The following is a 24646-nucleotide window of genomic DNA, read 5'->3' on the forward strand; positions in this document are numbered from 1 at the left end:
TGTCTGTGTGTTCTTGCGCGGGGGGTGGGGCGGCCTGTTTTTTGCTTTCGGCACTCCTGCGGGGGGGGTTGGCCGCCCCACACACCCCCCCCCCCCCCACCGCCCCACCCCGGAAATGCGACCGACCCCTCGACGGTCGCTGGAAAATGGTCATTGGATTGCGATGCGTTGTATTTCGCCGCGCAGGTCGGCAAGAAATGCGCGGGCATCGCTGTCGGATAAAGCCATTCGGGTCAGCGCCGCCCAGTGGCGGCGATGCACCTCGACGAGTTCGGGACCGCGGGTCACCATGCTGCCCGGAATGGGCTCACTGGAGGCGATCGCGTGGTCCTCGTTCTCATAGATGACGAAACCGTGCGGGATCGTCGCGGTGGCCTCCACATCCTGTGGAATCACCGCGACGCTCACCGTATCGAGGGTCTCGACCGAGATGATGCGGTCCAGCTGCGCGAGCAGCACCCGATGCGGTCCGGGCCGAAACCGCAGGGCCGCTTCGGTTACCAGGAATTCGAAACGCTTGGCGGGGTCGTACAGCACGCGCTGGCGCTCCAGGCGCGCGGAGAGCGCTGCCGTCAGAGCATCCGGCGGGTACGGCGGATCGAAGGTGCAGAACACCCGGCGGGCGTAGTCGGCGGTCTGGAGTAGTCCGGGCACCAGCGCGGGCTGGAAATTGCGCACCAGGTGGGCATCGTCCTCGAACGCCCGCACATCGTCCTGCAAATGCGGACGCTCGGCGAGCGAAGCCGCCCAGTCGCCGACCTCGGGTGCGTGCGCCGCCTCGGTGAGGCCGCGCAGCGACTGCTGGCAATCGGCATCCGCCCCAACCGCTCTGGCCCACTCGAGCACCTGCGGCAGCGGCGGCACCACCTGCCCTGATTCGATCCGGGACAGCGTCGACTGACTGATACCGACCTGTTTCGCCAATTCGCGCCCGCTGATTCCGGACAGATCCCGCAATCGCCGCAGCTCGATCGCCAATTGCTGGCGCGGCTGCGGCTGGCGCACAACGGAATTCGCGGCGTCACTCGCCGCGTCCTGCGCGCCCTCTGCGGGTCGATTCATTGGAACCATGATGATTCAGATCGAATCATCTTGATTCACCGCCGTCAAGCCGAAGCGGGTCACAACCTGAATCAAGCCCGGAATCTCCTGTCTGCCAACGGGAAGCCGCGAGTTTGCCCACTGCGTTCGACGTCACCGGGACCAGCGCTGATGACACCGCCGAGGTGAAAGCTGCTGCCCTGGGCCACAAGTGGCGACCGTCACAGTAAATTCGCCGCCCGATGATCAGGTGCGCAGGTACACCGCGATGTAGGGACCGACCATCGGTGCGGCGACGATGTCGAGTTGACCGGTGCCGCGTAGGTCGATGAGTTCGGTGGATTCGAGGGTGAACGGGGACGGGTACCACGCGCTCCGCGCAAATCCGCCATGCCCGTCACCGCGCCAGAGGGTCACATGCCCGGTGACGGAATCCGCGGTGACCAAATCCGCTGTGCCGTCGCCGTCGAGGTCGGCGAGCGCCAATCCCGCCGTGCCGGGACTGGCATAGGAATACCGCGACGCCAGCAGCGCGCCGTGCCCGTCGTTCAACCACACATTCAGCCCACCGAGGCTGGTCACCCCCACTACGTCCGGATGCCCGTCCCCGTTCACGTCCGCGCTGCGAATGGCTTCCTGCACCAGATCCGGCCCCAGCAGCGTCTGATTCCGCCCGAACCCGCCGCGACCGTCTCCGTACAGCGCGTTCAAGACGACCGGCACCCCCGATGCCACCACCAGATCCAGATTGCCGTCGCCATCGAGGTCAGCGGTTTCCAGCCCCACCGACGCGAACCCGGCTCCCACACTGTGCCCGGTGAATCCGCGCTCCCCGTCGGCGAGAAACACCGTCGACGGTGTCGCCGCGACCGCGAAATCCATCCGCCCGTCATGGTCGAAATCACCGGCCCGAATCGCCCCGGGAGCCAACCCCTGCGAGAGATACCTGCGCTGATCGGGAAAGCTCCCGCTTCCATCGCCATACAGAATCACGATGTCGCCCAGGGCATTCGACACGATCAGATCGAGTTTCCCGTCGGCATCGAGGTCGACCGCGCTCACCGCGTCGGGCGCGACACCGGTGGGAAGGTAGCGCGGGTCGTCGAATGCACCGTCCCCGTGCCCGCGCAGCAGCTGGATCCCGAACCCGCACTCGTCGGTGACCACGAGATCGACGCGACCGTCACCGTCGAAATCCCCGTGGGCGATCGCCTCCGCGGTCGGCGACACTCCGCACAGCGTCACCGGAATCAATCGTGCGGGCGCGAAGCCGGTTCCCGAGTTCGTCGCGGACCCCGTCTCCGGATCGGCCCGGGAGATGCCTGGCAGCAGTGAAAGCAGCAGTGCGACAGCGACTGTCACTGTTCGGAGCGAAGCTAACGTCACCTTCGGACTGTAAGGGCTGGTCAGCGGCCGACCGATTGCTCTGAGCTGCCATGTCATTGGCCGATCGCGACATGGCGTACCGGACGGGTCCGCCGACCGAGGTGGCGGCCGCGTCAGTTCCGCGCGTAGGTCTCCGATGCGAGGACCTGTAGTGCCGCCGAGGTCGCGGTGGCGGGGTCCGGGCTGAAGGTGACCAGTCTCTGCCTCAGGTCGCCGGGTAATTCGAGGTTTTCGTAGTTCAGCGTCAGTATTCCGATCGCGGGGTGGCGGAAACTCTTCGAGCCGTGGGTTCGGACCGCTACCTCGCCCGTCTGCCATAGCTCATCGAATTCCACACTGCCGGTGCTCAATTCGTTGATCAGGACGGTGAGGTCGCGGTCGTGGGGATGCGTCGCGGCAGTCACCCGTAGCGCCGCCACCGTCGCGGCCGCGACCTCGTCCCACTCCACGTAGAACTCTCGGGCGGCCGGGTCGAGAAACAGGGTGCGGGCGAGATTCCCATTGCCCTGTGCGACCTTCGAGATCGGATCGAAGAGGCGCTCGGCGAGCACGTTCGCGGCGAGAACGTCGAAACTGTCGGTGATCACCAGTGCGGGCACCCGGTCCACCAGTTCGAGCATATGCCGCAATTGTGGGCGCACTTCAGTGGATACATTCTGCGCCAGCCGATTTCGGGGCGGATCAGCCAGCCGGAGCAGGTAGGCGCGCTCGGTATCGTCGAGCCGGAGCACTTCGGCGAGCGAGTCCAGTACCTCCCGGGACGGACGGTTGGCCCGCCCCTGCTCGAGTCGCTGGTAGTACTCGACGCTGATGCCCGCCAGTTGCGCCAATTCCTCCCGCCGCAGTCCGGCGACCCGCCGCCGCGTCCGCCCGGACGCACCCGCACGCAATCCCGCTTGTTCGGGACTGATTCTGGCCCGCCGGGTTTGCAGGAATTCCCCGAGTGGATTGCGTACCGCCATCCGGCCAGTGTGCCCGAATTCCGCCAACCTGGCCCTCGCAGTACCCGGAACAACGGAGCTCTGGGCCGACGCGCGCGAGCCGGGCAATCTGATTCCCATGACCGACCGCTACGCACTGGGCCTGGCCCGCCTGGCCGAACTCGGCGGACCCACCCCGGCCCGCCATCGCGTCTACGACGCGCTCGCCGATATCGCCCCCGACCTGACCCGCTACGCCGTCGAATTCGCGTACGGCGATATCAATTCCCGTCCCGGCCTGGATGCCGGCCGCCGTGAGCTGGTCATCCTCGGCGTACTCATCGGGCTGGGCGCAACCGATCCGCAACTCGAGGCTCATCTGACCACCGCGCTGAACGTCGGCGTCTCCCCTCAGGAATTGGTGGAGGCCGTCATCCAGGCTCTGCCCTATGCGGGCTTTCCGCGCGTATTGGCCGCCATGACCATCGCCCGCCAAGTATTCGATACCCGAAACATCCTTCCCCTCAACTAATCTCGAAGGAGAACACCATGACTTCGCACCAGGATCGCGCCGACGTGATCGACGCCGCCACCACCATGATGTGGCATATCGACACCCGCAATTGGGTCGATTTCCCGACCGTCTTCGCCGACTCCGTCCGCCTCGACTACACCGCGATCTGGGGCGGCGACCCAGCCCACACCACGCCCGCCCACATCCAAGCCGACTGGTCCCGCCTGCTCGGCGCTTTCGACGCCACCCAGCACCTCCTCGGCAACCATCTGGTCGAGGTCGACGGCGACACCGCCGTCCTGACCGCGGTCTTCCAGGCAACCCACCTGCTGGCCAACCCGTTCGGCTCGCCCCGCTGGACCTTGGGCGGCACCTACCGCATCGGCCTGGAACGCGGGGAAACCGGTTGGCGTATCAACGAACTGGTCATGACACCGACCTGGGCAGACGGCAACAAGGAAATCCTCACCCTCGCCTCCGGAGGCGTCCGCCCCGAGGCGGCCTGACAGTCAGACAGCGCCTCATCCCGAGAGGTTCGCGAAATAGGTAAGGCAACTTGATCAGCCTGCTGATGAAATCCGATAGCGGGCGTTAGGTTGTACGACATGGGTAAGCGCGCGTCCAGCGACCCGGATCGAGTTGGCGTCGAGTTGCGGCTGCTCGTAGGCCAGCTCTTCCGGGAGTTGCGCAATGATATGACCGTCAGCGGCCTCAGCGTTCCGGAGTTGTCGGTGCTGGGGCGGCTGGATCGTGAGGGTTCGGTCACCGCGGTGGAATTGGCCGCCGCCGAACAGGTTACGCCGCAGGCGATAGCCCTGACGGTCGCGAGCCTGTTCGAGCGCGGACTGATCTCCAAGACGAAGGATCAGCGCGATAAGCGCAGACTGCTGCTCGAGCCGACGCCCGCCGGCCGAACCGCGATGAACGCCATGCGCACCGGGGGAGCGGATCGGGTGGTGAAGGCACTCGAGATGGAGTTCACCGCCGCCGAGGTGGATAAGATCGCCGATGTGCTGCCACTGCTCGGACGTCTGCGGGATCGGTTGTAGGGCAAACTGTTTCGATCCAGATTCGGATCAGCGCTGCGCCGACACCGATTTGCCATCGACCAGCGGGTGCTCGCGCAGGAATGGCGTCTTCCCGGTACTCGGAGTGCTCATGACAATCCGCCTCGGTCGTTTTCGCGTGAGATCGCCTCGGATACTCGGGATCCGTTCCGCCGCAGTGCGGTTCGCAGCACCGATGACAGGGGAGTCGTATCGCGGCCGATGAGCCGGTGTAGATCACCAGTGCGCATTTCGAACCATCCCGCGGCGATGCCGATTTCATTGTCTGCCGCCTCCGCGGCCACGCTGCGTGGCAGTCCCGATTCGACCAATGCCTCCGCGTACGCATCGGGTTCGAGCATGCGATAGGCGACCGGCCGCTGTGCCGCGGCCGCGATGGATTCGGCGATCTGGTGGCCGGACAATGCGTAGTCGCCGCCGAGTTCATAGATCACTCCGGCGTGACCGTCCGTGGTGAGCGCCGTCGCCGCGGCGGCCGCGTAATCGGCGATTGCCGCGCCGGATACCCGCCCCGTACCCGCCGCGCCTAGCAACTCTCCATGCGTGATCACCGCATCGAGACCGGCGGTGTAGTTCTCCCAATACCAATCGTGCCGCAGCATGGTCCACGGTATGGGTGAGGCGCGCAGCATGCCTTCGGTGCTGCGATGCGCTTCGGCAAGCATCGTCGGATTGCCCTGCGCGCGAACAATACTGGTGTATGCAATGGACAAGACGCCGTTGCGCACCGCGGCATCGATCACATTGCGATGGTGGCGGACTCGCCGCTGCCGATCGCTGCTCGAGATCAGTAAAAGCCGATCCACCCCCGCCAGCGCGCCGGTCAGGGTGTCCCGCCAGTCGTAATCGCCGTATTCGACCCGAATCCCTCGGTCCGACAGTTCGGTCAATTCGTGCGGATTTCGCGCGATTGCGACGATCTGATCCGCTCGAACGCCCCGCGAAAGCAAATCCTCGATAGTGGCCCTGCCCAGGCGTCCGCTGGCTCCTGTGACACCGATGATCATAGTGCGCCTCCTGCATCCCCGACCGGTTGACGAAACCCGAAAATGATCAAGTAGACTTAATCAAGCTAACTTGATGAATATGGTGCGTCAAGAGATGCCGCATGATGGTTGCTCAGGCATGCGCCCGCCGGTATTTCGACAACTGTCACGGCGCATAGCTACAGGGTGGCGAGATGCCGCTTGGGTTCGCCCGCCGTCGGTTTCGGCTGTTGATCTCCGGTGATAGCCTGTCGGCGGTCACCGGATTCGGGGGCTGTGGAGTGTCCGACTGATAGCTGTGAATGTTCCTGTTCGCCGATACGGCCGAACATGCCGGCCGCGGACGACATGACGCTAGGCGGTTGGGCATGGGTGGTACGCGATCGGGTGAGCGGCTGGGCCGGGTGATCCCGTTTCCCGTATCGGCGGAGCGGTCGATGGCGACGAATCGACTGGTCCGGGAAGCGAAGCTGGCCAAACTCCCGATCGCCTACGTGGGGCGGCGCATGGCCGGGCGCGGGCGGCGAATACTGGGTGGCTCGCCCGGCGACATCGAACGAGACATTCAATTGCGCACTGCCGAGCACGTTTTCGAGGTTCTCGGTGATCTGAAGGGCTGTGCGGCCAAGGTCGGTCAGATGACGGCGGTCTATCGTTCGCTGCTGCCGTTCGACGCGGCCGGACCCGAATGGGCGGAACTGGCCGAGGCCGTGGGGGAGGCGATGGGCCGACTACAGGATTCGGTGCCGCCGATGCTCCCCGCACTGGTGCACCAGGTGATGGCGGCAAACTTCGGACCCGAATGGCGAAGCCGATTCCGTGTATTCGAGGATCGCCCGGCCGCGGCCGCCTCCCTCGGACAGGTGCATCGCGGCGTCTGGCGCGACGGCCGCGAGGTGGCGGTCAAGGTCATGTATCCGGGAGCGCGGATAGCGGTCGAGTCCGACCTGAACATGCTGCGCGGGGTGACGGGCATCATCGGAGCGGTCATGCCCGGTGCGGACGTGCGGGCCATCGTGAACATGGTGTGCGCCATCGTGGGTGACGAGCTGGACTATCGGCGCGAAGCCGCCCATCAGCAGGTCTTTGCGGACGTCTATGCCGGGAACGAGAGATTCTCGGTGCCGAATGTTGTCGAATGCGCCGATGAAGTGCTGATCAGCGAGTGGATCGAGGGCGTTCCGCTCGGTCACCTGATCGCCTCCGGAACTCCGGACGACCGCAGCCGCGCGGGACTCGCGATTCTCGAATTCGTCGAATCCGGTAAGGAGCGCTGCGGATTGCTCTACAGCGATATCCATCCCGGCAACTTCCTGCTGCTTCAGGATGGCCGAATGGGCGTCGTCGACTTCGGCGCGTGTGCCCGAGTTCCAGAGAACTTCCGGCGGATCGTCTTCGAGATCGGCGACGCCCTCTACAACGGTTCCCACGAGGACCTCGAAATGGCGCTTCGCACACACGGTTTCGTACGTCCGGGCCAGGAATTCGACGTCCGGGAACTAGCCGAGATCGTGTCCCCGTTCCTTGATGTGCTGTTGCGCAAGGACTTCCGGCTCTCCCCGGAATGGATGCGCGAACAAGTCGCGGCGATCGCGAAAATCCGTCTCTCCAACGTCTTTCGGCAGATGACATTGCCGCCCGAACTCACCGTGGTGAGTCGCGCCGCCCTGACCTGCATGGGCGTGCTGTGCCAACTGCGCACTGAGGGGCCGATCCGCGAGGAATTCCTGAACTGGTGGCCCGAGCTCGCCGAGGTGATCCGCCGCTACGAGGCGCGCGATACGGCCCCGGGTGTCAGGCGGATTCCGCCGATGCGCGCGGGTGGCGGTCGGCCGGGGCAATGAGACCGGTGAACTTCTCGATAACCCGCTGGTGATAGAGCGCGAGCATATCGCCCACGAGCGCGTATTCGGCCTCGTGTGGCGGCTCGGGTCGATCGAGCGCGTTCACCAGGGCACGCCAAATCAGCACATGCGCCGACGGGTCCGACGCGTAGTACGCATCGACCGCCTGGGGGACCTGGAGAATCACCCCGGACAGCGAATTGAGCAGGGCCACGGTGGCGGATTGGCCGATCGTGAGCGCTATTTCGCGTAGGAGGCCGAACTCGGCCAGGAGAAATCCGGTGTGGTTTATCTGAGGTCGCCGAGCGGATACCTCCATTGCGTCCACGAGCGCGGTCAGCTTTCCGTGTGCGGGGCGCGGGGAGAGCTGGAAATAGTCGCCGAGCAGATCGATGATCAGATCCCGGCCCAGATTCACGATATCGGTGAAGATGGCGACGGCGTGCGGTGGATCGGCCATCGACAGGCGGAATACGGTGCCGTACACATCGAATCCGCCGCACCGCCGCACATCCTGAACGACGAATCCGCGTCCGCGTTCGGCGATCACGAAGCGCGAGGCCTCGAGTCGGCTGAGCGCCACCTGGGCGGTGGATTTGCTGATCCCGAACTCGTCGGCGAGCTTGCGTACCGACGGCAGCAGCGTGCCCGGCCGATAGTGCCCCGTGACGACGCGGGTGCCCAACTCGTCGGTCACCTCGGACGCTCCGGTTTGGCTGCCCACCGCTGTCCCCTCTTGGCAATGCTGGCCTCAACTGTCTAGGACAGCGTACTGTACCTGGTGTGCAGCGTTGCGTGATGAGGGCTCGATCGTGAGCTCGCACAACGAGACTCGATGGTCGCGGAAACTCGGTTTCACCCGCGCCGAACTGCCCGGGGCTCGCAATATGCAGTTGGCCGCGCTGCCCGCCGCGTTCGCCGGGCGGCATACCGCGGGGGTGGGTAAACGCCTGCTCGGCACACCCAAACAAACGGTGCGGGACGAGATTCGCGAACGCACCGCCCAGCATGTCTTCGAGGTGCTGGGGAGCCTGCGCGGATGTGCGGCCAAACTCGGGCAGATTCTGGCCCTGTATCCCGGTGGAGTGCCGGAGGAGATCGCCGGTCCGTACCGCGAGGCGTTGGCGCGCTTGCAATATGCCGCGCCGCCAATGCTTCCCGCCGCGGTGGACGCCGCGCTGACCGAATACCTGGGCCCGGACTGGCGGGCGGACTTTCGGGAATTCGACGACCGCCACGCCACGGCGGCCTCGATCGGCCAGGTGCATCGCGCGATCTGGCGAGATGGAACCCCGGTGGCGGTGAAGATCAGATACCCCGGGGTGACCGAATCGATCGAGTCCGATTTGCGGCAGCTGCGCCGGGTTGCCCACCTCGTCGCGGTGCTGTTGCCCGGCATGGATATCGAGGCGCTGGCCGATGAGGTCTGCGCGGGGATCCGGTGCGAACTGGACTACCGCTGCGAGGCGGACAATCAACGCGCCTTCGCCGAAAATTATCGGGACGACCCTGAATTCGTGATTCCGCGGGTGATCGATCAGCACGCGGGTGTGCTCATCACCGAATGGCTCGAGGGTGAACCGCTCACGACGCTGCTCGGTCGTGGTGAGCCTTCGGCGTCGCGAGATCGCCTGGGAACAGCGATTATTCGGTTCTGCGTTGGCAGTGTTCAGCGTGTGGGCCTTATCTATTGCGATCCGCATCCCGGAAACTTCTTGGTGCTGGCTAACGGGCGAGTGGGCGTGGTCGACTTCGGCGCCTGCCCGCCACCCCCGAGCGGGATCGACGACCTACTCGCCGCCATGCTCGACGCCGGCCTCAGCGGTGACCCAGCCGGTCTCGACGCGATGCTGCGCCGGTATGAATTCCTGCGGGGGGATGGGGAATTCGACGCCGCCGAGTTCCTCCGGGTCCTGGAGCCATTCCGTCGCATCGCGGTGGACCCCACGACCACGTTCACCTCGACCTGGCTGCGGGCCCGGATGAGCGAGGGCTTGAATCTGCGCCTGACCAATGTGCACCGCCGCCTGGCCATGCCGCCCGAGCTATCGGGATACTGCCGAATGTTGCTGACTTTGGTGGCGGTACTGGCGCAGCTGGAGGCGACGGTCGCGGTCGGCGATATCGTCGCCGACCATCTGCCCGAGTTCGCCGCGATCCGCACCGCCCTGCACCCAATGACTGTCCGGGACAATTAGGACTCGACTCGCTGACACGCGCGGCGGCGAATTCCTATGCGTTGCGTACGGACTCGGGCAACTGGTCCCAGCGCTCGGTGATCGAGGCCCGAATGGAGTCCGCCAGCCGCGCCGCCCCGTGCCCGATCACCGGGGCCAGGGTGGGCGCGAGTCGGCCCATCCACCACAGCACGCGGCCGTAGCCGGGCTGAATAACTATGGCGCGGTTGCGCTGCACGGCACGCAATACCTTGCGGCCATGCACCACCGGATCTTGCAGAATGAAATCCGGTAGATAGTGCCCGAGGTAGCCGAAACGGCGGTAAAGCGCTGCGAGATAACCGAGTTCGGGCGCATTGCCATCGAGTCCGGCATTGGCTCCGGCGACGATATCGGTGTGCACCGCGATCGGGCAGACTGCGGTGACATGGATGCCGTGCGCAGCCGCCTCGCCGCGCAACGACAGCGTCATCCCCACGACCGCGAACTTCGCGGTGTTATACGGCCCGAGATAGGAGAACGGCGTGAACCCCGCCATCGACGCGGTATTGACGATGCCGCCGAAACCCTGGTCCACCATGATCTTGTAGGCGGCGTCCACCCCGTACGCGACACCGGCGATCATCACGTCGATTGCCTTGCGCCAGTGCGTGACCGTGAGTTCCTCCACCGGCCCGCCGATGAACAACCCGGCATTGTTGAACATCAGATCCAGACGGCCGAACCGGTCCTTGACCCCGTGCACCGCCGCGGCCACCGCATTCGGGTCGGTGACATCGAGCAGCGCCGCCTCGGCCCGGCCCGGACCGCGAACGGTCAATCGCTCGGCGACCTGCTTCGCGCCGACCTCGTTGATATCGGTGACGAGCACGAAGTAACCCTGCTCGACAAGTGCTGTGGCATAACCCATTCCGATGCCTGATGCGGCACCGGTGACAATCGCCGTCTTCATTTCGATCCCGCTCCGGCCAGATCGGCCTCGACTGTGGTGCCCGCGAGCACGGTGGAAGGTAATGCGTGGAATGTGAAGTCCCGCGTGCGCAGGAACCGCGCCGCGCGCCACTGGCTCAGTACCGTGGTGGGCCGAATCGCCAGTTCGTTCTGATAGTTCACGTAGTAGGTGTTCGAACCCGCGCACGGCGCGGCCATCCACATCGAACCCTCGGCGCGTTCGACGCACATGCGCGCGAAGTCGTCGAACGGCTGCTGTTTGACCTCGACCCGGGTGGCCCCGCGACGGCGAGCCGCGGCTATCGCGCGACTGGTCAGGATGGCGTTGTTCTCGGCCGTGGTCAGAATCGAGGACGGCACAATGGTATTGGGGCCGCAGCAGACCAGGAACAGATTGGGCCAGCCGGGCACCGTCACCCCTTCGTACGCGTGGTAGTGGTTCTCATGCCAGTAGTCCCCGAGTTCGCGGTCGCCCATCCCGTGTATCGGCATGCCGGGCGCGAAGCCGCGCTCGCAGACCCGGAATCCGGTGGCGCACACCAGTACGTCCAGTTCATGCGAGGTGCCGTCCGCTGTGATCACCGCGCTATCGGTGATCTCGGACATCTTCTCGGTGACGAGTGCGACCCGGTCTTTACGCTTGAAGGTCCGGAAGTACTCGTTGGACATCGACGGTCGTTTGCAGCCGGGCGCGTAGCTGGGGACGAGCTTGTCCGCTAATTCCTTGTCGCGCAGCCATATCCGCGTCGCACCCTGCGCCGCCCGGGTGACATACGGGATGGCGGCGGGAGTCGCGCCGAGGGCGCGCACGCCGACGACCAGTGCCGCGTCGAGTGCTGTCGCGATGGTGTACCGGACGGCTTTGCGCAGCACCGCGCCCTTCAGCGCCCGGTCCAAACCCCAGTCGATGCGGATATCGGGTTTGGGGGCGAGCCAGATCGGGGTGCGCTGGAAAACCGTGAGATGGCTTGCGATCTTCGCCATTTCGGGAATGATCTGCAAGCCGCTGGCCCCGGTGCCGATCACCCCGATGCGCTTGCCCGTGTAGTCGTAGTCATGATCCCACTGCGACGAGTGCACGATCTTGCCCGCGAACTTCTCGATGCCGGGAATCTCGGGCAACTTGGCCTGTTCCAGAATGCCCAGTGCGGGAACGAGATACCGGCAGGTGAGCTGCGATCCGTCGGCGAAATCCAGGTGCCACAGATGGGTGTTCTCATCCCATCGCGCGCCGGTGAAGGTGACGCCGAGGCGGATGCGGTCGCGCAGGCCGTACTTGTCGACGATGTGTTCGGCGTACGCCTGCACCTCGTGGCCGGGTGGGAACAGTCTGCTCGACCGGAACGGCTCGTAGGAGAAGCTGTAGTAGATGGCCGGAATATCCACCGCGATCCCCGGATAGGTGTTGGCCCACCAGGTTCCGCCGATGCCATGGTGTTTCTCCAGCAGTACGAAGTCCTCGATACCCTGCCGGCGCAGCTCCACTCCGGTGGCGATTCCGCCGAAGCCCGCTCCGATGACGACTACCTCATGGTCTGGGGCTGACATCGCCACCCCTTTCTTGTTGGTGCCACTGCGTTTTCGGTCCTGCGACCGTTCGCCAAGCCTGTTCCGACTGTCTAGGACAGTTGGTGCCAATGTCAAGGGTCTTCGGCATTTGCCCAGATAACATTCCCATATTGTCTGAGACAATCTATGATTCAAGGCGTCGCGCCGACGATCGGCAGGCTGTCTCCAACGAGGAAGGCATCTGATGCTTCGGGGTATTCGAGATCCGCGCCTGGTGTTCATCACCGGTGCGGGCAGTGGAATCGGACGCGCCACCGCGCTGCGCTTCGCAGGTATGGGAGCGGCGGTGATCGCCACCGATATCGACCCGGCCACCGCGGCCGCCACCGCCGAGCTGATCATGAACTCCGGTGGTAAGGCTGGTGCGCACCAGCTCGACGTCGCGGACGAGGCGGCATGGTTCCGGGTGGCCGATCTGGTCTTCGAGCGGTACGGCGTCCCGGACGTGCTGGTCAACAATGCCGGATACGGTCTGATCGCACCGTTCCTGGAACAGACCCGGACGATGTGGGACCGTCAGCTCGCGGTGAATCTCGGTGGGGTGGTGCACGGTTGCCGCGCCATCGCGCCGCTCATGGTCGCCGAAGGCCGTGGCCATATCGTGAATGTCGCATCGGTGGCGTCCTGGATGCCCGCGCCTTTCTGGCCGTCGTACGCCACCTCGAAGGTGGCGGTGCGCATGTTCTCCGAGAGCCTGCGCGGTGAGCTCGCGGCGCACCGGGTCGGGGTCAGCTGCGTCTGCCCGGGTGCGGTCGCCACCAATATCGTGGCCAATACCGAGGTCGTGATCAGCGCGTTCGGTGATGACACCGAACGCAAAGATGCTGCGACGCAATCGATTCAGACGTTGGTACACACCCTCGGGCCGAGACTGGGTTTCGGTCCCGATGTCATCGCGCGCGGCATCGTGCGGGCCACGCGCTACAACATCGGTGTCCTGCCGGTGCGACCCGAGGCCTTGCTGATCGAAACCTGCTACCGGCTCTCGCCCGCCCTGACCGGACGCGTGCTGGCCCAGGCGACCCCTGCCCGGCTGAACCGGCTGGCCGCGACCATTGCCCCGCTGCTGTCCCGCGAGAGCCGTACCGATGTGGCGAGCTTATGAAAGCGGCTGTGCCTCAACCGACTCTGGTAGTGGTCACCGGCGCGGGCAGCGGCATCGGCCGGTCCACCGCGCGGCTGTTCGCCGAGGGTGGTGCGCACGTCATCGCCACCGACATCGATCCGGACAGCGCGCGGGAGACCGCGGAGCTGATCACCGACTCGGGCGGTCGCGCCACGGACTACCGCCTCGACGTCACCGCCGATGCGGACTGGGTGCGGTTGCTCACCGATGTGCAAGCCGCCCAAGGGATTCCGGATGTACTGATCAACAACGCGGGAATCGGCCTGGCCGGCGGATTCCTGGAGCAACCCGAACCGGCCTGGGATAAACAGCTGGCGGTGAATATCGACGGCGTGGTCACCGGCTGCCGTCATGTCGCGCCGCTCATGGTGGCGGCGCGGCGTGGGCACATCGTCAATATCTCCTCCGGTATGGCATTCGCGCCTGTTCCGCTGACCGCCGGGTACAACACCTCGAAAGCCGCGGTGCTCATGTTCTCCCAATGCCTGCGCGGCGAACTGGCTCCGCACGGGGTGGGAGTGTCGGCGGTATGCCCGGGCGTGGCGGCCACCCATCTCATCGATGGCGAGCTGACCACCGATATCGGTATGGACGCGGACACCTTCACCAGGATTCAGCGCCTGATCACCGCGTTCGTCATCGAGCACGGTCCGAGACTGGGATTCGGCCCGGAAGTCATCGCCGCTGGCGTCGTGCGGGCGGTACGCGGCAATCGGGCGGTACTGCCGGTGCGACCGGAATCCTGGCTGGCGTATGGGCTCTCGCGGCTGGCACCCGGCACCGTGCGCTGGATCACCGGGCAGATACGTCCGGATCGGCTGGTGGCCGCCTCGCGGATCGCCGCCCGGCTCATCCCCGAGCGGACCGCACGCGCCCTCGAGCATGCGCTGACCTCCGAACCGCCCACAATCGCCGCTGCGGCAACCGAATTCGGCCGTGCGATGCGCGCCCGGACCATCTGACCGGCTCGGGAGAACAACCATGACGATTGCCGCGTCGAGCGTGACGGTCGAGCTCGCCAATGACGCCGACTGGCGCACCAGGCTCGTGTACAACGCGGGCCGTCGCAGCGCCCATCCGCTGCTCGGCGCACTGGGCAGGCTGGGGATCAATGTCGTTCGCACCAAACAGGTTTTCGCCATCACCAGCTATACCGATGCACCCGCCGCCGTGCTGGTGCCGCCGCACGGCACTCGCCGCCGGTCGGTCGCGTTCGAGCAGTTCGGCGCGGAATGGCTGTGGGACAGAAGCGTTCCCGACCCGATCGCGCAGCAGCGCGGTGCCATCCTGTACTTCCACGGTGGCGGCTTCATCGTATGCCGGTTACGCACCCATCGGCGACTGGTGGCCCGCATCGCCAAGGGGAGTGGGCTGCCCGCCCTCAGTGTCGACTTCCGGCAACTGCCGAGGGCGAGCTACACCGACATCATCGATGACGCGGTGGAGTCCTACCGCTATCTGCTCGGCCTCGGATTCCCAGCGCACAAAATCATCCTGGCGGGCGATTCCGCCGGTGGGGGAGTCGCTTTCCGGCTCGCCATCGCCACCAGGGAACGCGGCCTGCCGACCCCCGGAGCCATCGCCGCGATCGCCCCGTGGGCGGACTTGGACTGGACCTATCGCAACGCCCACCCCAACGGTCCCTTCGATCCGCTTATCCCGCCGATCGGATACGAGGCGGTAGCCCGAATGGGCTTCGCGCGCAACGGAATCGTGGACCCGGCGCTATCCGCGGTGAACCACGATTTCACCGGAATGCCGCCGGCCCTGATTCAGACCGGCTCCAAGGAATGCGTCCTGGCCGATGCCGAGCAACTGGCGCGCCGATACGCCGACGCGAATATCCCACTGACCCTGCAACTTTGGGACCGCGCCATCCACATTCACCAGGCGGGCGCCGACCTGTTGCCCGATGCCCGCCGCGCCATCGCCGATATCGCGGCATTCAATCGCCGCGTCATCGACGCTCGATGAGGAGAAATCACATGGCCAAACCACAGTTCCGGCAGCGCATCACCGCATGGATGAATCGCAGGCCACTTCCGATTCCGCAGGTGTGGCGGGTGGTCGACGGGCTGCACCACACCGCCGACGGGGCGCTGACGATGGTCGAGAAGCTGCATTTCGGCGTACGCGACCGCCTCGTGCTGCCGACCGCATCCGGTCTCGGTGTTCCCGAATCGACCATCGAAACCTTCCGTGACCGCCACACCCGGGTATTCGGCACGCTCTACCGCGGTCTGCGCAGCGCGCACTGGTACGTCTGAGTCTTGCGAGCTCGATGGCGAGTCCACCACCGGTGCCGGAAATACTGGCCGGAATTGTCGGCTCGGTGTCCGCCGCGGTCGTGGAACCGGCACCCGCTGTCGCGCAGACTTCACTGCGAGGCGCGGCGGTGCCGCGAGACCTTTGTTCACTGGAGAGCGGAGAACTCGAATGTCACGCACCTGCACAACCGAAACTCTCGCGGCGCGATTGCGTTGTGGAGTAAGCGTTTTGGGGACCGGGTTACTGGCGGCGGTGCTGCCCTTCGCGGTCCCGGCGATCCAAGCCACAGCCGAGACGCCCGGATGCGCTTTCGCCTCCACCACGACCTTGATGTCATGGTCCGCCCCGGGGAGGGATTGGGTGGAGAACATCGGTTACGATCGATGGGGAAACCTTTGGGTCACACATCTTTTCACGGGCAATGTCGAGCGTTACTCCCCATCGGGCGAATTGACCGCCACGGTATGGATTCCATTCCCCGCCGGAATCCGCCAGGGGCCGGACGGCCTGCTCTACATCAACTACGGTGACGCCCCCACCAGCCCCATCCCCGGATGGGGGTTCAGCGGCGTCGCGCGCCTGGACCCCGCGGCCGCATCCCCCGCGCCGGAGTTGTTCGCCACCGGTGCGAGCATGTCCAACGGATCCGTATTCGACAGCAGCGGCAACCTCTACATCACCGACACCCTCGCGGGCATCACCCGCATCCGCCCCGACGGCGTCATCGACCGCGACTGGTCGGACCGAGCACGCCTATTCGGAGCGAACGGCCTATCCATCATCGGCGACACCCTGTACGTCAGCGCCACAATGAGTTTGGGTGGCCAACTCTGGCGGATGAGCGTCGCCGATCCGGCCCGGCGGAGCATCGTCACTCAATTGAATCCCGATCAGCTGCCCGCCCTGCCGGACGGTCTCGAAGCCGCCCCGGACGGAATGCTCTACGCCGCAACAGCACTCGGCCGCCTCGTGCAGGTGAACCCGACCACCGGTGCTACCTGCGATGCTTACCACGGCGAGCCCCTGACGTCGGTGACGGTCGCCCCCGACGGCAGACTCGTACTGGGCACCGACATGGGCAACGTACTGCGCCTGAATCCGGAGCTATAGGCCGTCGATAATTCGCCGGGGGTTCGGCCGGAAGTTCTCCTCGTCGAACAGGACCCACTCGGTCACCGCGATCTCGTACAGCCTTGACGCGGCGTCCGGCATCGCCTGCAGGACACCCGACGCGTTCGGCCATCGCGCGGCGAAATCTCTTGCCAGCTCGTCTATTCCGGCGCCAGGAAGTTCGCGAGCCACTCCGGTGAAGGACACTCCCCGAGCGACCTGGCCGAGCTCGACGATCGGGATATCGATGATCGCACCGGCGACCGCAGGATTGCGGCTGATGTTCCGGGAGTGCTCTCGGTCCGTGCGTGAGATGAAATGCAATCTGTCGGGACCGAATCGCGGCAGGTACCAGACACTGCACACCCGAGGTGAGCCGTCCTCGGCAATCGTCGACAGCTGCATCAGCTTGCCGCCGGAGACGTAGTCCTCCAAGAGCCCGCGTTCATCCATGGTTTTCCCTTCGCGACGCCCGAATGACACCGATGAGTTCAGCGCTGGGTCAGCGGACTGAGGTTCTCGTAATACGCTGCCATACCGGGAAAATAGTCGGCGAAGTCGGGCGGGGGTGTACCCAGTCGCGCCGCGCCGAGCATGTCGAGGTAGTACTCCCAACCGGGGCCGACGTGGCTGACCTGGGCGATTTCGGCCTCGGTGAGCAGATGGTGGACGAAGCGCAGTTCGGTGCCGCCGTCGATCTCGATGAGTTCGAGTTCCAGTCGCCATGCGCCCGAGTCGTCAACCGCGGAAATGCCGAGTAGGCGGGGCGGGTCGCAGGTGTCGATGGTCATGTCCATCCACGGCTGCTCGTCCTCGAAAGCCATCTGTACCTGGATGATTCGGCCGGGACCGGGTTCGCCGGTCCACGGGCCGAACCACCGGGCGGTGCGGTCGGATTCGGTCACGCTGGCCCACACGTCATCGGCGGGGGCGCGGTAGGTGCGGGTCAGGACCAGGTCGCGGCCCTGCTCGGCGGCCAATAGGCGGCCGGTGGGTGTCGGGGTCATGCGGTGTCCTCTCGATGTGTGTCGTCGGCGGTGGCGCGACGCTCACGGCGGGTGCGATACACCTCGGTTTCCAGTGCATCGAGCCGCTGCGCCCAGGCGGGCTGGGTCGCGAAACTCGTTATCCAGTCGGAGATTTGCGCGAGCGGTTCGGTGTCGAGCAGGTAGTAGCGCTGTCTGCCGATCAACTCGTCGTGGACCAGGCCGCTTTCCCGCAGCACTCGCAAATGCCGGCTGACGGCGGGACGGCTGATATCGAACTGTTCCGCGATAGCACCGGCGGTCAACCGGCGATCCCGCAACAGCTCGAGGATTCGCCGCCGTACCGGATCCGCGATCGCGGCTGCCACCTCGTCCACGGCCAAAGCGTAACCGATCAGTTACGCTTTGTCGAGATCAACGCTCAGTGCCTCCACACACCATGCGGCGCTTACTCAGATCATTTGGCGGTAGTGGGGATGTCGGTCATGCGGGCGTCGTAGCCGGTCTCCGGGTTGACGACTCGGCCTGCGGCCCACCAGTTCTCGCGCGCTGTTTCGACGACCATGATCGCGATGTCCTCCTCCGGGACGTCGGCAAGCTCCCGCAGGTTTGTGACGATCTCGCGGAAGAGTTCGTTCTTCTGCTCCGCGGTGCGGTGGTTGAAGGCCAGGTGGATGAACATCGTTCGGTCGGTGCGCGGTAGTCCGAATACGACTTTCTGCATATGGAAGTTGTCGGGGGTGACCTCCACGAAGACATGGAATTGATCGTCCTCGGGGATTTTCAAGACGTTGACCATGGCCTTGTGGAGCGCAGTGGAGACCTTGCGGCGATATTCGGGCGAGGTTCCCTGGCGGAGATAAATGGTGATCAGCGGCATGAGTCTCACGGTAGGCAGCACCCCTACATTCGGAAAGCGAATGGTTGGCATACTGGATATGCTGATTGCTCATGGACGTCACGATGGTCGGGCTGCGGGTACTGCGCGAGGTGGCCGAGCGCGGCACGTTCACGGCCGCGGCGCAGGCGCTCGGATATACGCAATCGGCGGTCTCACGGCAGGTGGCGGCACTCGAACAGGCCACCGGGGTGCGACTGTTCGATCGCTATCCCGGTGGTGTGCGGTTGACCGCCGCGGGTCTGGCTTTGCTGCGCCACGCCGTGACCGCGCTGGACGCTTTGGATGCGGCCGACCGCGAGCTGCACGGTACCGACGTCGACACCGGTTCGGTGCGGCTCGGCTACATCCCGGCCGCCGGAGCGGTGCTGGTGGCTCACGCCCTCGCGGTGCTGCGTGGACAGCGGCCCGGCGTCAAGGTCGCCACGCGCGAGGGCACCACCCCATCGCTGGTGCGGGCACTGCGCGCCGGTCGTCTCGACCTCGCCGTCCTGTCCTCGCGTCCACCGCATCGCTCACCCGACACCGACAAACCGGCCCTGCATGTCGAGCCGCTACTGGAAGATGCTCTGGCCGTTGCGGTTTCGTCGACCGGTCGGTTCGCTGATCGCGCCGGCCTCACCACCGAGGATCTCCTCGACGAAACATGGATCGCCACTCCTACCACCGCCGACGAACCGCTACTCGGCGTCTGGCCGGGTCTGCCCGGCCGTCCGCGCATTCATCACACCGCCCGCGACTGGCTCACCAAATTGCACCTCGTCGCCGCCGGAGCCGGAATCACCACCGTGCCAACGACACTGGCGTCCGCCATCCCGCCCGGCATTCGACTGCTCGGCATCGACGACCTCCCCGAGGAACGTCGGCGCATCAGCGTGGTCCGCCTCCCGGGCCCCACCGCGGAGCCGGTCAGGACACTCGTCCAAGCCCTGCATCACCACGCCGCCGAGATCGCCGGATAACCTCGCTGTCGACGGCGAACTCACACCCGCATCGGGAGGTCGCGCATGACCGAGATCAGCACATCGAAGGAAGCCGCCGGTCAGCCCACCGCGCGGGGCGACAGGATCGCCGTCGTTATCGGCAGCACCCGGCCCACGCGGATCTGCCCGGATATCGCGTCCTGGATTCGCGAGGTCGCCCAAGCGGGCAGTCCGCTGACCTACGAACTGCTCGACCTGGCCGAAATCGGATTGCCACTGCTGGACGAACCCCTCAAAGCGGCGCTGCAGCAGTACCACCGCGAGCACACCCGCCGCTGGAGCCGCATCATCGAGTCCTACGACGGATTCATTTTCGTTTTCCCGCAATACAACTGGGGCTACCCGGCAGCCCTGAAGAACGCCCTCGACTACCTCTACTACGAATGGCGCGACAAACCGGCCACGGTCGCCACCTACGGCACCCGCGGCGGCGGCAAGGCCGCCACCCAACTACTCACCGTCCTGCAGGGCCTGCACATGCGCGCCCTCGACAACCACCTCGAACTCGCCATCGGCGACAACGACGTCGACGACACCTGGCAGATCATCGACGTCGAAGCCACCCTGCACGCGTACCGAGAACAAGTCCGCGCCATCGATGAACAGTTGATCGAAGCCCTGAAAGACGACCAGCAGTAGAGCGCTAGTCGAGGCTGCTGGGTGCAATGCGCAAGCCCATTGCAGAGGTGTCGGGCTCCTCCCTACGATAGTTACTCTGCGCTTTCAGCGAAAGATGTTGTGGCGCAGCGATTCCGAGGACGTCGCGAAGCGCCGATACCGTCGCCTGGGCGACCTCCCGAATTTGCGCTTCGGTCGCATGCGGATCCATCAGCATCTCCCAGTTGGCGTTGTCGTATCCCCAATAGCTCTTGCTGGGCATGCGCCATCCCAGTCGTGTCAGTTCTGCCTTGTGCTGATCCGATAGCGGCTGGCCGTTGTCCAGGATGTCACCGGCGAGGATCTCGCACAGCAATTCATCGTCACCGTCAGTACAGAATTGGGCACCGTTACCTGAGGCGGTGCTCACCACCATCCATTCGCTCTCGCGCAGCCTGGGCAGGGTCACCACCAAGCGGTCGGCGAAACTCTCCCAATTCGTCACCGCTGCATTGCCATCGGGCACGAGCTCGCGCGCGGGCCGACCGTGGAGCCGAGGGTATTCGATACAGCCTCGGTAGACTGTAATTCGGTTCTTCCACTCCGATTCATCGGCAAACCGCATGCGGCCCAAGCAGATCGAACCATCGGCGTCCGCAGTCGATGAGTCCGCCTTCTCGGCCAGCCAGCAGAACAGCGGCCAGAGCTGTTCGATCTCGGAAGCGTCCGGCTCCTGCCACGCCGTCAACAGCCAGCCCCCGTCTTCGTGTGGGGACAGCTCAACAGCCAGATCGGGGTCGTCGCGGCGAAACCCGGGCCCCTGCTCGAAGAGGTTCACACCATCGGTGACCTGAAGCGGACCGTGGAGTCGGGGCCCCAGACCCAAATGCCAACGCAGCTCATCGATCTCGTTCCGAGTCAACTCGGCGGAAAGCCTGATCGAGAGCTGCATGTGGTAGTACGCGTTCGTCACGATGGCTACCGTAGCGACCGGCACCGACGCCCCGCCCTGCTGTGGCGTGCGATGTGAACGGTGTTCTCCACCCGGGTACAGGCTTACCGTGGATGTATGACGATGAATGTTGGCCCCGGCGGATGGGTGCCGGATTCGTGCACTCTTCCGACCGCAGCCCAGCCGGTGCGGGTCGCGGAGTTCGATCGGTTCTTCATCGATGCGGTACGGCGTGTCGACCGGCCCGGCCACACCCGCCTGGATCTGTTCATCGACGGCGACTCCGAACACCTCGGCAGGGATCTGGCCGCGCGGGAAACGAGTTGTTGTTCGTTCTTCACCTTCACTTTCGAACCGGCGGACGATGGCGTGGCCATGCACATCGACGTTCCCGTCGCACACGCGGCGGTGCTCGATGCCCTGCAGATCCGCGCCGAAGGGGCCGCACGGTGAGGATCGGATCGCCCTCGTCCTGACAGGACCAACGGGCGAGCCTCTTTCGCCTTGGCAGGCCGTTTCGTGTCCCCGGCGCGGTAACCAGGATTGGCGGTGTCGAAATTTCCGGCGGCCGGCCGGTCGCGCCGATCCGAGGGACTTGATATGGCTACTGCGGTAGGAATCGATCTGGGAACCACGAACTCTGTCATCGCGAGCTGGCAGGGCGGCGAACCGGTCAGATGAGCGGCCTGACGGATTCGGGTCGCCAGGTCGCCATGATCGGAGGGCCGGGAGACGGAGGTGTGGAGGTCGCGCATCCTCAGAGAGTAGGGAGCGGCACACGCGGCCGGATACCCACCGCCGGTTCATCTTTCGAAATGTGATGACTGCCTGAGCCCTCACGCGTACCGGTCGACGTGCCCGACGGTGGCGAATCCGAGGCGTTCGTAGATTCGTTCTCCGACGGGCGAAGCGGTGAGTACGACACGATCTGTGCCGGAATCGAGGGCCAGTTCGAGGGCTCGCCTGGTGAGGGCGGTGCCGATCCCTCGCCCGCGGTGCTCGGTCCGCGTGACGATGTGCTCGATCGATGCGCCCGCGGGGCTGGTTACGACGGCGGCGCAGCCGAGAACTTCGCCGTGATCACGCCACAGCAGGTAGTGAGTCGTCGCGAGATCCAGGCCCTGGCGCAGGCCCGCCACCAACGCATCCGTATCGGTGGTATCGGACCAGAGGGCCGCCCACTGCGCCAGGCCGAGGTCGTCGGTGACTTGCTCGATTCGCGCGAGCTCGTGTTGCCCGAGGTCGTGATGTGCTGATTCGCTCGCACCCGTGAACAGCATGAGCGGCTCGGTTTCGAACAGCGCGAGACCGGATTGCGTTAGCAGCGAAGGGATTTCGGGTGAGTCGATGTCTCGCCAGAAATGCCAGGACGCAGGAATGCCGTCGAACAGGTCCCGCAATCGTTCGATCTCGGTGGGAAGATCACCGCCCAGTCGCAATACCGCGTTCAGTTCGTCGCTGGGAGCGCCCGTGCGAAACCAGCTGGAGCCCTCGCCGCCACCGGACTCATATGCCCGCACCAAATGAGTTGCGACATAAATGGTTACAGCGTCGACATGGAGTTGTCGGTTGCCCGGTGCGGTCATCGTTGTTCCTTACTTGGCGCGCGATACAGGCAGGCCGACCGACAACCATCCCATGCTCACCGCATCGCTCGAGATCGCCTTCCCTTCCGGCGAAGATCAGGCATACGATTTTCGCAGGTGGCAGTGCATGCCGCCGCCGTCGTCGAAGAACGGAAGATCGACATGGACGTCGTCATCCTGGTGATCTGCATCGTCCTGGCCGCCCTGTCGATCCAGCTGATCTGGATCCCCATCGTGATCCACTTCCGGCGCAAGAACGCTCTGCTGGACAAGGAGCTGACCGCGAGCATGGCCGGGGAATCCATCATTCGGCCCATGGAACGCGGTATCTATCGAGGCTCCACCGTCCCGGGCGTCTCCAACGTCAGCAACAACGGTCAGATCGGTCTCACCGCGCGTCGCTTGGTCTTCCGAACTGCGACCTCCAAACTGATCGAGATCCCCATCCACGCCATCACCGGCGCTCGCGAATCCAAGGTTTTCAAAGGAGCGGTCCGTGGCGGCAGCACTCATCTGGTTGTCTCCACCCAGGCCGGCGACTACGGCTTCATTCTTCCGAATACTTCGGAATGGATAGCGACCATCGATGGTCTGGTTGAGCACTCACACTGAGCTAGTCGTCGGGCGAGGCACGGCGATTACGTTTGGTGATCCCGCGCCGCTTCTTCTCCGCGATGCGGCGTTCCTTGGCTCCGCGTGAGGGTTTCGTGGCGCGTCGCACCGGCGGCGGTGCGGCAGCGGCCTCCCGCAGCAGGGCGGCCAAGCGTTCGCGGGCGGCCTCACGGTTCTGCAACTGTGCACGGTGCTCGGAGGCCGCGATCGTAATCACCCCGTTGACCAGACGGGTGCCCAGGCGCTCGATCATCCTGGCGCGCAACGACTCCGGCACCGAAGGCGAGTTGGCGAGGTTGAACGACAGCTCCACTCGGCTGTCGGTGGTGTTGACGTGCTGCCCGCCCGGCCCGGACGATCGCGAAAACCGTTCGCGCAACTCGGATACCGGTATCACCAGCGCCCGAGTCACCGTCAGGTCCTCCGCCATGATCCGCCGCCGCTCTTTCCGATCCGCCTAGCGCGTGGGGTTCCAGGCTTTGTGCACGAACTCTAAGCGGTTGCCATCGAAGTCGGCGACATTGGCCGCGTAATAACCCGCGGAGAAATACATCCGATCCGCAGGCGCACCTTCATCGATGCCACCCGCATTGATCGCCGCCCGGTAGGCCTCGTCAACAGCGTCGTTGCTATCGCAGACGATGCCGATGTACAGGCCGGTCTCGCCGTGCTGCCGCTGCCGCAGCCAGATACTCGAGCCGACCCCGGTCCCCGAGACGTAGATATCATCGCCGAGCCCGAACAGATCCGGAACATTGTCCGGCCCGGACGCCGAGTCGTACTTCCCGAATTCGCGCCACCCGAGGGGTTTCAACGCCTCGAGGTAAAAGGCCAGCGACTTCTGAATGTCCGTGACCGAGATGTAGACATGATCGATCATTGCGACGCGTCCTTCCCGACTGCATCGTTCCAACGGCGACTTCGTCGAACGTGGGTCACGGTACCCGGTGGTCCGCTCCGCACTGTGTGTCGGTGTGGCGCGGTAGCGTGCGCCCCGTCAGTTGGAGAGTTTGGGGAGTTCGCGATGGGGTTTACGTCGAATTGGTTGTTGTTCCGCGGGGTTGCGCCGGAGG

Annotated in this window: 29 protein-coding genes; 14 read left to right on the forward strand and 15 right to left on the reverse strand. The window is 65.0% G+C overall.

Translation table 11 applies throughout. The features are described 5' to 3' along the window. Nucleotides 1–150 precede the first annotated feature (150 nt). The 3 genes from ACFVUS_RS30730 to ACFVUS_RS30740 form a co-directional block, all read right to left on the reverse strand. Complete coding sequence (locus ACFVUS_RS30730; protein ID WP_387774251.1) at nucleotides 151–1062, reverse strand: helix-turn-helix domain-containing protein; 912 nt, start codon at nucleotides 1060–1062, stop codon at nucleotides 151–153. A 225-nt stretch (nucleotides 1063–1287) separates the two neighbouring features. Then, complete coding sequence (locus ACFVUS_RS30735) at nucleotides 1288–2403, reverse strand: FG-GAP repeat domain-containing protein (protein WP_387774254.1); 1116 nt, start codon at nucleotides 2401–2403, stop codon at nucleotides 1288–1290. 137 nt (nucleotides 2404–2540) lie between these two features. Continuing rightward, on the reverse strand, nucleotides 2541–3389 hold the full coding sequence (locus tag ACFVUS_RS30740) for a helix-turn-helix transcriptional regulator (RefSeq protein ID WP_387774257.1): 849 nt from the start codon (nucleotides 3387–3389) through the stop codon (nucleotides 2541–2543). 97 nt (nucleotides 3390–3486) lie between these two features. Between ACFVUS_RS30740 and ACFVUS_RS30745 the strand changes: the two genes are divergently transcribed. The 3 genes from ACFVUS_RS30745 to ACFVUS_RS30755 all read left to right on the forward strand — a co-directional run bounded on the left by ACFVUS_RS30745 (nucleotide 3487) and on the right by ACFVUS_RS30755 (nucleotide 4910). Beyond that, the gene (locus ACFVUS_RS30745) at nucleotides 3487–3879 is read left to right on the forward strand and encodes a carboxymuconolactone decarboxylase family protein (RefSeq protein WP_387774260.1); all 393 of its coding nucleotides are present in this window, start codon (nucleotides 3487–3489) and stop codon (nucleotides 3877–3879) included. Between the two features lie 17 nt (nucleotides 3880–3896). Continuing rightward, complete coding sequence (locus ACFVUS_RS30750) at nucleotides 3897–4367, forward strand: nuclear transport factor 2 family protein (RefSeq protein WP_387774263.1); 471 nt, start codon at nucleotides 3897–3899, stop codon at nucleotides 4365–4367. A 99-nt stretch (nucleotides 4368–4466) separates the two neighbouring features. Beyond that, a complete protein-coding gene (locus ACFVUS_RS30755; RefSeq protein WP_387774266.1) occupies nucleotides 4467–4910 on the forward strand; it encodes a MarR family winged helix-turn-helix transcriptional regulator in 444 nt (147 codons plus the stop codon). A 107-nt stretch (nucleotides 4911–5017) separates the two neighbouring features. Here the strand turns inward: ACFVUS_RS30755 and ACFVUS_RS30760 are convergent, their stop codons facing one another. Continuing rightward, nucleotides 5018–5935, reverse strand: a complete 918-nt coding sequence (locus tag ACFVUS_RS30760) for an SDR family oxidoreductase (protein WP_387774269.1) — start codon at nucleotides 5933–5935, stop codon at nucleotides 5018–5020. 416 nt (nucleotides 5936–6351) lie between these two features. Here ACFVUS_RS30760 and ACFVUS_RS30765 point away from each other — a divergent pair, with 416 nt between their 5' ends. Further along, nucleotides 6352–7758: an ABC1 kinase family protein gene (locus ACFVUS_RS30765; RefSeq protein ID WP_387774272.1), complete on the forward strand. Its 1407-nt coding sequence runs from the start codon at nucleotides 6352–6354 to the stop codon at nucleotides 7756–7758. Here ACFVUS_RS30765 and ACFVUS_RS30770 read toward each other — a convergent pair. Then, the gene (locus ACFVUS_RS30770) at nucleotides 7709–8455 is read right to left on the reverse strand and encodes a winged helix-turn-helix domain-containing protein (protein WP_387774275.1); all 747 of its coding nucleotides are present in this window, start codon (nucleotides 8453–8455) and stop codon (nucleotides 7709–7711) included. The two genes, ACFVUS_RS30765 and ACFVUS_RS30770, sit on opposite strands and share 50 nt — an antisense overlap. Nucleotides 8456–8570: 115 nt before the next feature. On the opposite strand from ACFVUS_RS30770, the gene ACFVUS_RS30775 reads away from it, so the two are divergent. Next, a complete protein-coding gene (locus ACFVUS_RS30775) occupies nucleotides 8571–9956 on the forward strand; it encodes an ABC1 kinase family protein (RefSeq protein ID WP_387774278.1) in 1386 nt (461 codons plus the stop codon). Between the two features lie 34 nt (nucleotides 9957–9990). On the opposite strand, the gene ACFVUS_RS30780 is transcribed toward ACFVUS_RS30775, so the two are convergent. Beyond that, complete coding sequence (locus ACFVUS_RS30780) at nucleotides 9991–10887, reverse strand: SDR family NAD(P)-dependent oxidoreductase (RefSeq protein WP_387774281.1); 897 nt, start codon at nucleotides 10885–10887, stop codon at nucleotides 9991–9993. Next, nucleotides 10884–12434: a flavin-containing monooxygenase gene (locus ACFVUS_RS30785; protein WP_387774284.1), complete on the reverse strand. Its 1551-nt coding sequence runs from the start codon at nucleotides 12432–12434 to the stop codon at nucleotides 10884–10886. Before ACFVUS_RS30785 ends, ACFVUS_RS30780 begins: the two co-directional genes overlap by 4 nt. 205 nt (nucleotides 12435–12639) lie before the next feature. On the opposite strand from ACFVUS_RS30785, the gene ACFVUS_RS30790 reads away from it, so the two are divergent. From ACFVUS_RS30790 to ACFVUS_RS30810, 5 genes are all read left to right on the forward strand, one after another. Then, the gene (locus tag ACFVUS_RS30790) at nucleotides 12640–13560 is read left to right on the forward strand and encodes an SDR family NAD(P)-dependent oxidoreductase (RefSeq protein ID WP_387774287.1); all 921 of its coding nucleotides are present in this window, start codon (nucleotides 12640–12642) and stop codon (nucleotides 13558–13560) included. Between the two features lie 8 nt (nucleotides 13561–13568). Beyond that, on the forward strand, nucleotides 13569–14543 hold the full coding sequence (locus ACFVUS_RS30795; protein ID WP_387774290.1) for an SDR family NAD(P)-dependent oxidoreductase: 975 nt from the start codon (nucleotides 13569–13571) through the stop codon (nucleotides 14541–14543). A gap of 19 nt (nucleotides 14544–14562) precedes the next feature. Next, complete coding sequence (locus ACFVUS_RS30800; RefSeq protein WP_387774293.1) at nucleotides 14563–15555, forward strand: alpha/beta hydrolase fold domain-containing protein; 993 nt, start codon at nucleotides 14563–14565, stop codon at nucleotides 15553–15555. Between the two features lie 11 nt (nucleotides 15556–15566). After that, complete coding sequence (locus ACFVUS_RS30805) at nucleotides 15567–15848, forward strand: hypothetical protein (protein ID WP_387774296.1); 282 nt, start codon at nucleotides 15567–15569, stop codon at nucleotides 15846–15848. Nucleotides 15849–16299: 451 nt separating this feature from the next. After that, entirely contained in the window at nucleotides 16300–16959 is a 660-nt protein-coding gene (locus tag ACFVUS_RS30810) for a hypothetical protein (protein ID WP_387774299.1), read from the forward strand. Here ACFVUS_RS30810 and ACFVUS_RS30815 read toward each other — a convergent pair. The 4 genes from ACFVUS_RS30815 to ACFVUS_RS30830 all read right to left on the reverse strand — a co-directional run bounded on the left by ACFVUS_RS30815 (nucleotide 16954) and on the right by ACFVUS_RS30830 (nucleotide 18825). Then, nucleotides 16954–17412, reverse strand: a complete 459-nt coding sequence (locus ACFVUS_RS30815; RefSeq protein WP_387774302.1) for a pyridoxamine 5'-phosphate oxidase family protein — start codon at nucleotides 17410–17412, stop codon at nucleotides 16954–16956. The two genes, ACFVUS_RS30810 and ACFVUS_RS30815, sit on opposite strands and share 6 nt — an antisense overlap. Nucleotides 17413–17450: 38 nt before the next feature. Beyond that, nucleotides 17451–17966 carry an SRPBCC family protein gene (locus ACFVUS_RS30820; RefSeq protein ID WP_387774304.1) on the reverse strand — a complete coding sequence of 172 codons (516 nt, stop codon included), beginning with the start codon at nucleotides 17964–17966 and terminating at the stop codon, nucleotides 17451–17453. After that, the gene (locus ACFVUS_RS30825) at nucleotides 17963–18322 is read right to left on the reverse strand and encodes a metalloregulator ArsR/SmtB family transcription factor (RefSeq protein WP_387774307.1); all 360 of its coding nucleotides are present in this window, start codon (nucleotides 18320–18322) and stop codon (nucleotides 17963–17965) included. Before ACFVUS_RS30825 ends, ACFVUS_RS30820 begins: the two co-directional genes overlap by 4 nt. Nucleotides 18323–18402: 80 nt before the next feature. Beyond that, the gene (locus tag ACFVUS_RS30830) at nucleotides 18403–18825 is read right to left on the reverse strand and encodes a tautomerase family protein (RefSeq protein ID WP_387774310.1); all 423 of its coding nucleotides are present in this window, start codon (nucleotides 18823–18825) and stop codon (nucleotides 18403–18405) included. Nucleotides 18826–18896: 71 nt separating this feature from the next. On the opposite strand from ACFVUS_RS30830, the gene ACFVUS_RS30835 reads away from it, so the two are divergent. Together ACFVUS_RS30835 and ACFVUS_RS30840 are read left to right on the forward strand one after the other, a co-directional pair. Beyond that, nucleotides 18897–19805, forward strand: coding sequence for a LysR family transcriptional regulator (locus ACFVUS_RS30835; protein WP_387774312.1), 909 nt, complete (start codon nucleotides 18897–18899; stop codon nucleotides 19803–19805). A 45-nt stretch (nucleotides 19806–19850) separates the two neighbouring features. Further along, nucleotides 19851–20465 (forward strand): NADPH-dependent FMN reductase, encoded by a 615-nt coding sequence (locus tag ACFVUS_RS30840; RefSeq protein ID WP_387774315.1) that lies wholly within the window; start codon nucleotides 19851–19853, stop codon nucleotides 20463–20465. A 4-nt stretch (nucleotides 20466–20469) separates the two neighbouring features. Here the strand turns inward: ACFVUS_RS30840 and ACFVUS_RS30845 are convergent, their stop codons facing one another. After that, a complete protein-coding gene (locus ACFVUS_RS30845) occupies nucleotides 20470–21396 on the reverse strand; it encodes a hypothetical protein (protein WP_387774318.1) in 927 nt (308 codons plus the stop codon). A 96-nt stretch (nucleotides 21397–21492) separates the two neighbouring features. On the opposite strand from ACFVUS_RS30845, the gene ACFVUS_RS30850 reads away from it, so the two are divergent. After that, nucleotides 21493–21828, forward strand: coding sequence for a hypothetical protein (locus tag ACFVUS_RS30850; protein ID WP_387774321.1), 336 nt, complete (start codon nucleotides 21493–21495; stop codon nucleotides 21826–21828). Nucleotides 21829–22211: 383 nt separating this feature from the next. Here ACFVUS_RS30850 and ACFVUS_RS30855 read toward each other — a convergent pair whose 3' ends face one another. After that, a complete protein-coding gene (locus ACFVUS_RS30855) occupies nucleotides 22212–22961 on the reverse strand; it encodes a GNAT family N-acetyltransferase (RefSeq protein ID WP_387774324.1) in 750 nt (249 codons plus the stop codon). 117 nt (nucleotides 22962–23078) lie between these two features. Between ACFVUS_RS30855 and ACFVUS_RS30860 the strand changes: the two genes are divergently transcribed. After that, nucleotides 23079–23573 (forward strand): hypothetical protein, encoded by a 495-nt coding sequence (locus ACFVUS_RS30860; protein ID WP_387774327.1) that lies wholly within the window; start codon nucleotides 23079–23081, stop codon nucleotides 23571–23573. Nucleotide 23574: 1 nt separating this feature from the next. Here ACFVUS_RS30860 and arfB read toward each other — a convergent pair whose 3' ends face one another. Then, nucleotides 23575–24003: an alternative ribosome rescue aminoacyl-tRNA hydrolase ArfB gene (gene arfB / locus ACFVUS_RS30865; protein ID WP_387774330.1), complete on the reverse strand. Its 429-nt coding sequence runs from the start codon at nucleotides 24001–24003 to the stop codon at nucleotides 23575–23577. 27 nt (nucleotides 24004–24030) lie between these two features. Then, nucleotides 24031–24453: a VOC family protein gene (locus ACFVUS_RS30870; RefSeq protein WP_387774333.1), complete on the reverse strand. Its 423-nt coding sequence runs from the start codon at nucleotides 24451–24453 to the stop codon at nucleotides 24031–24033. Nucleotides 24454–24646: the final 193 nt, after the last annotated feature.

The sequence above is a fragment of the Nocardia sp. NPDC058058 genome (assembly GCF_042885355.1).
Lineage (GTDB): Bacteria > Actinomycetota > Actinomycetes > Mycobacteriales > Mycobacteriaceae > Nocardia.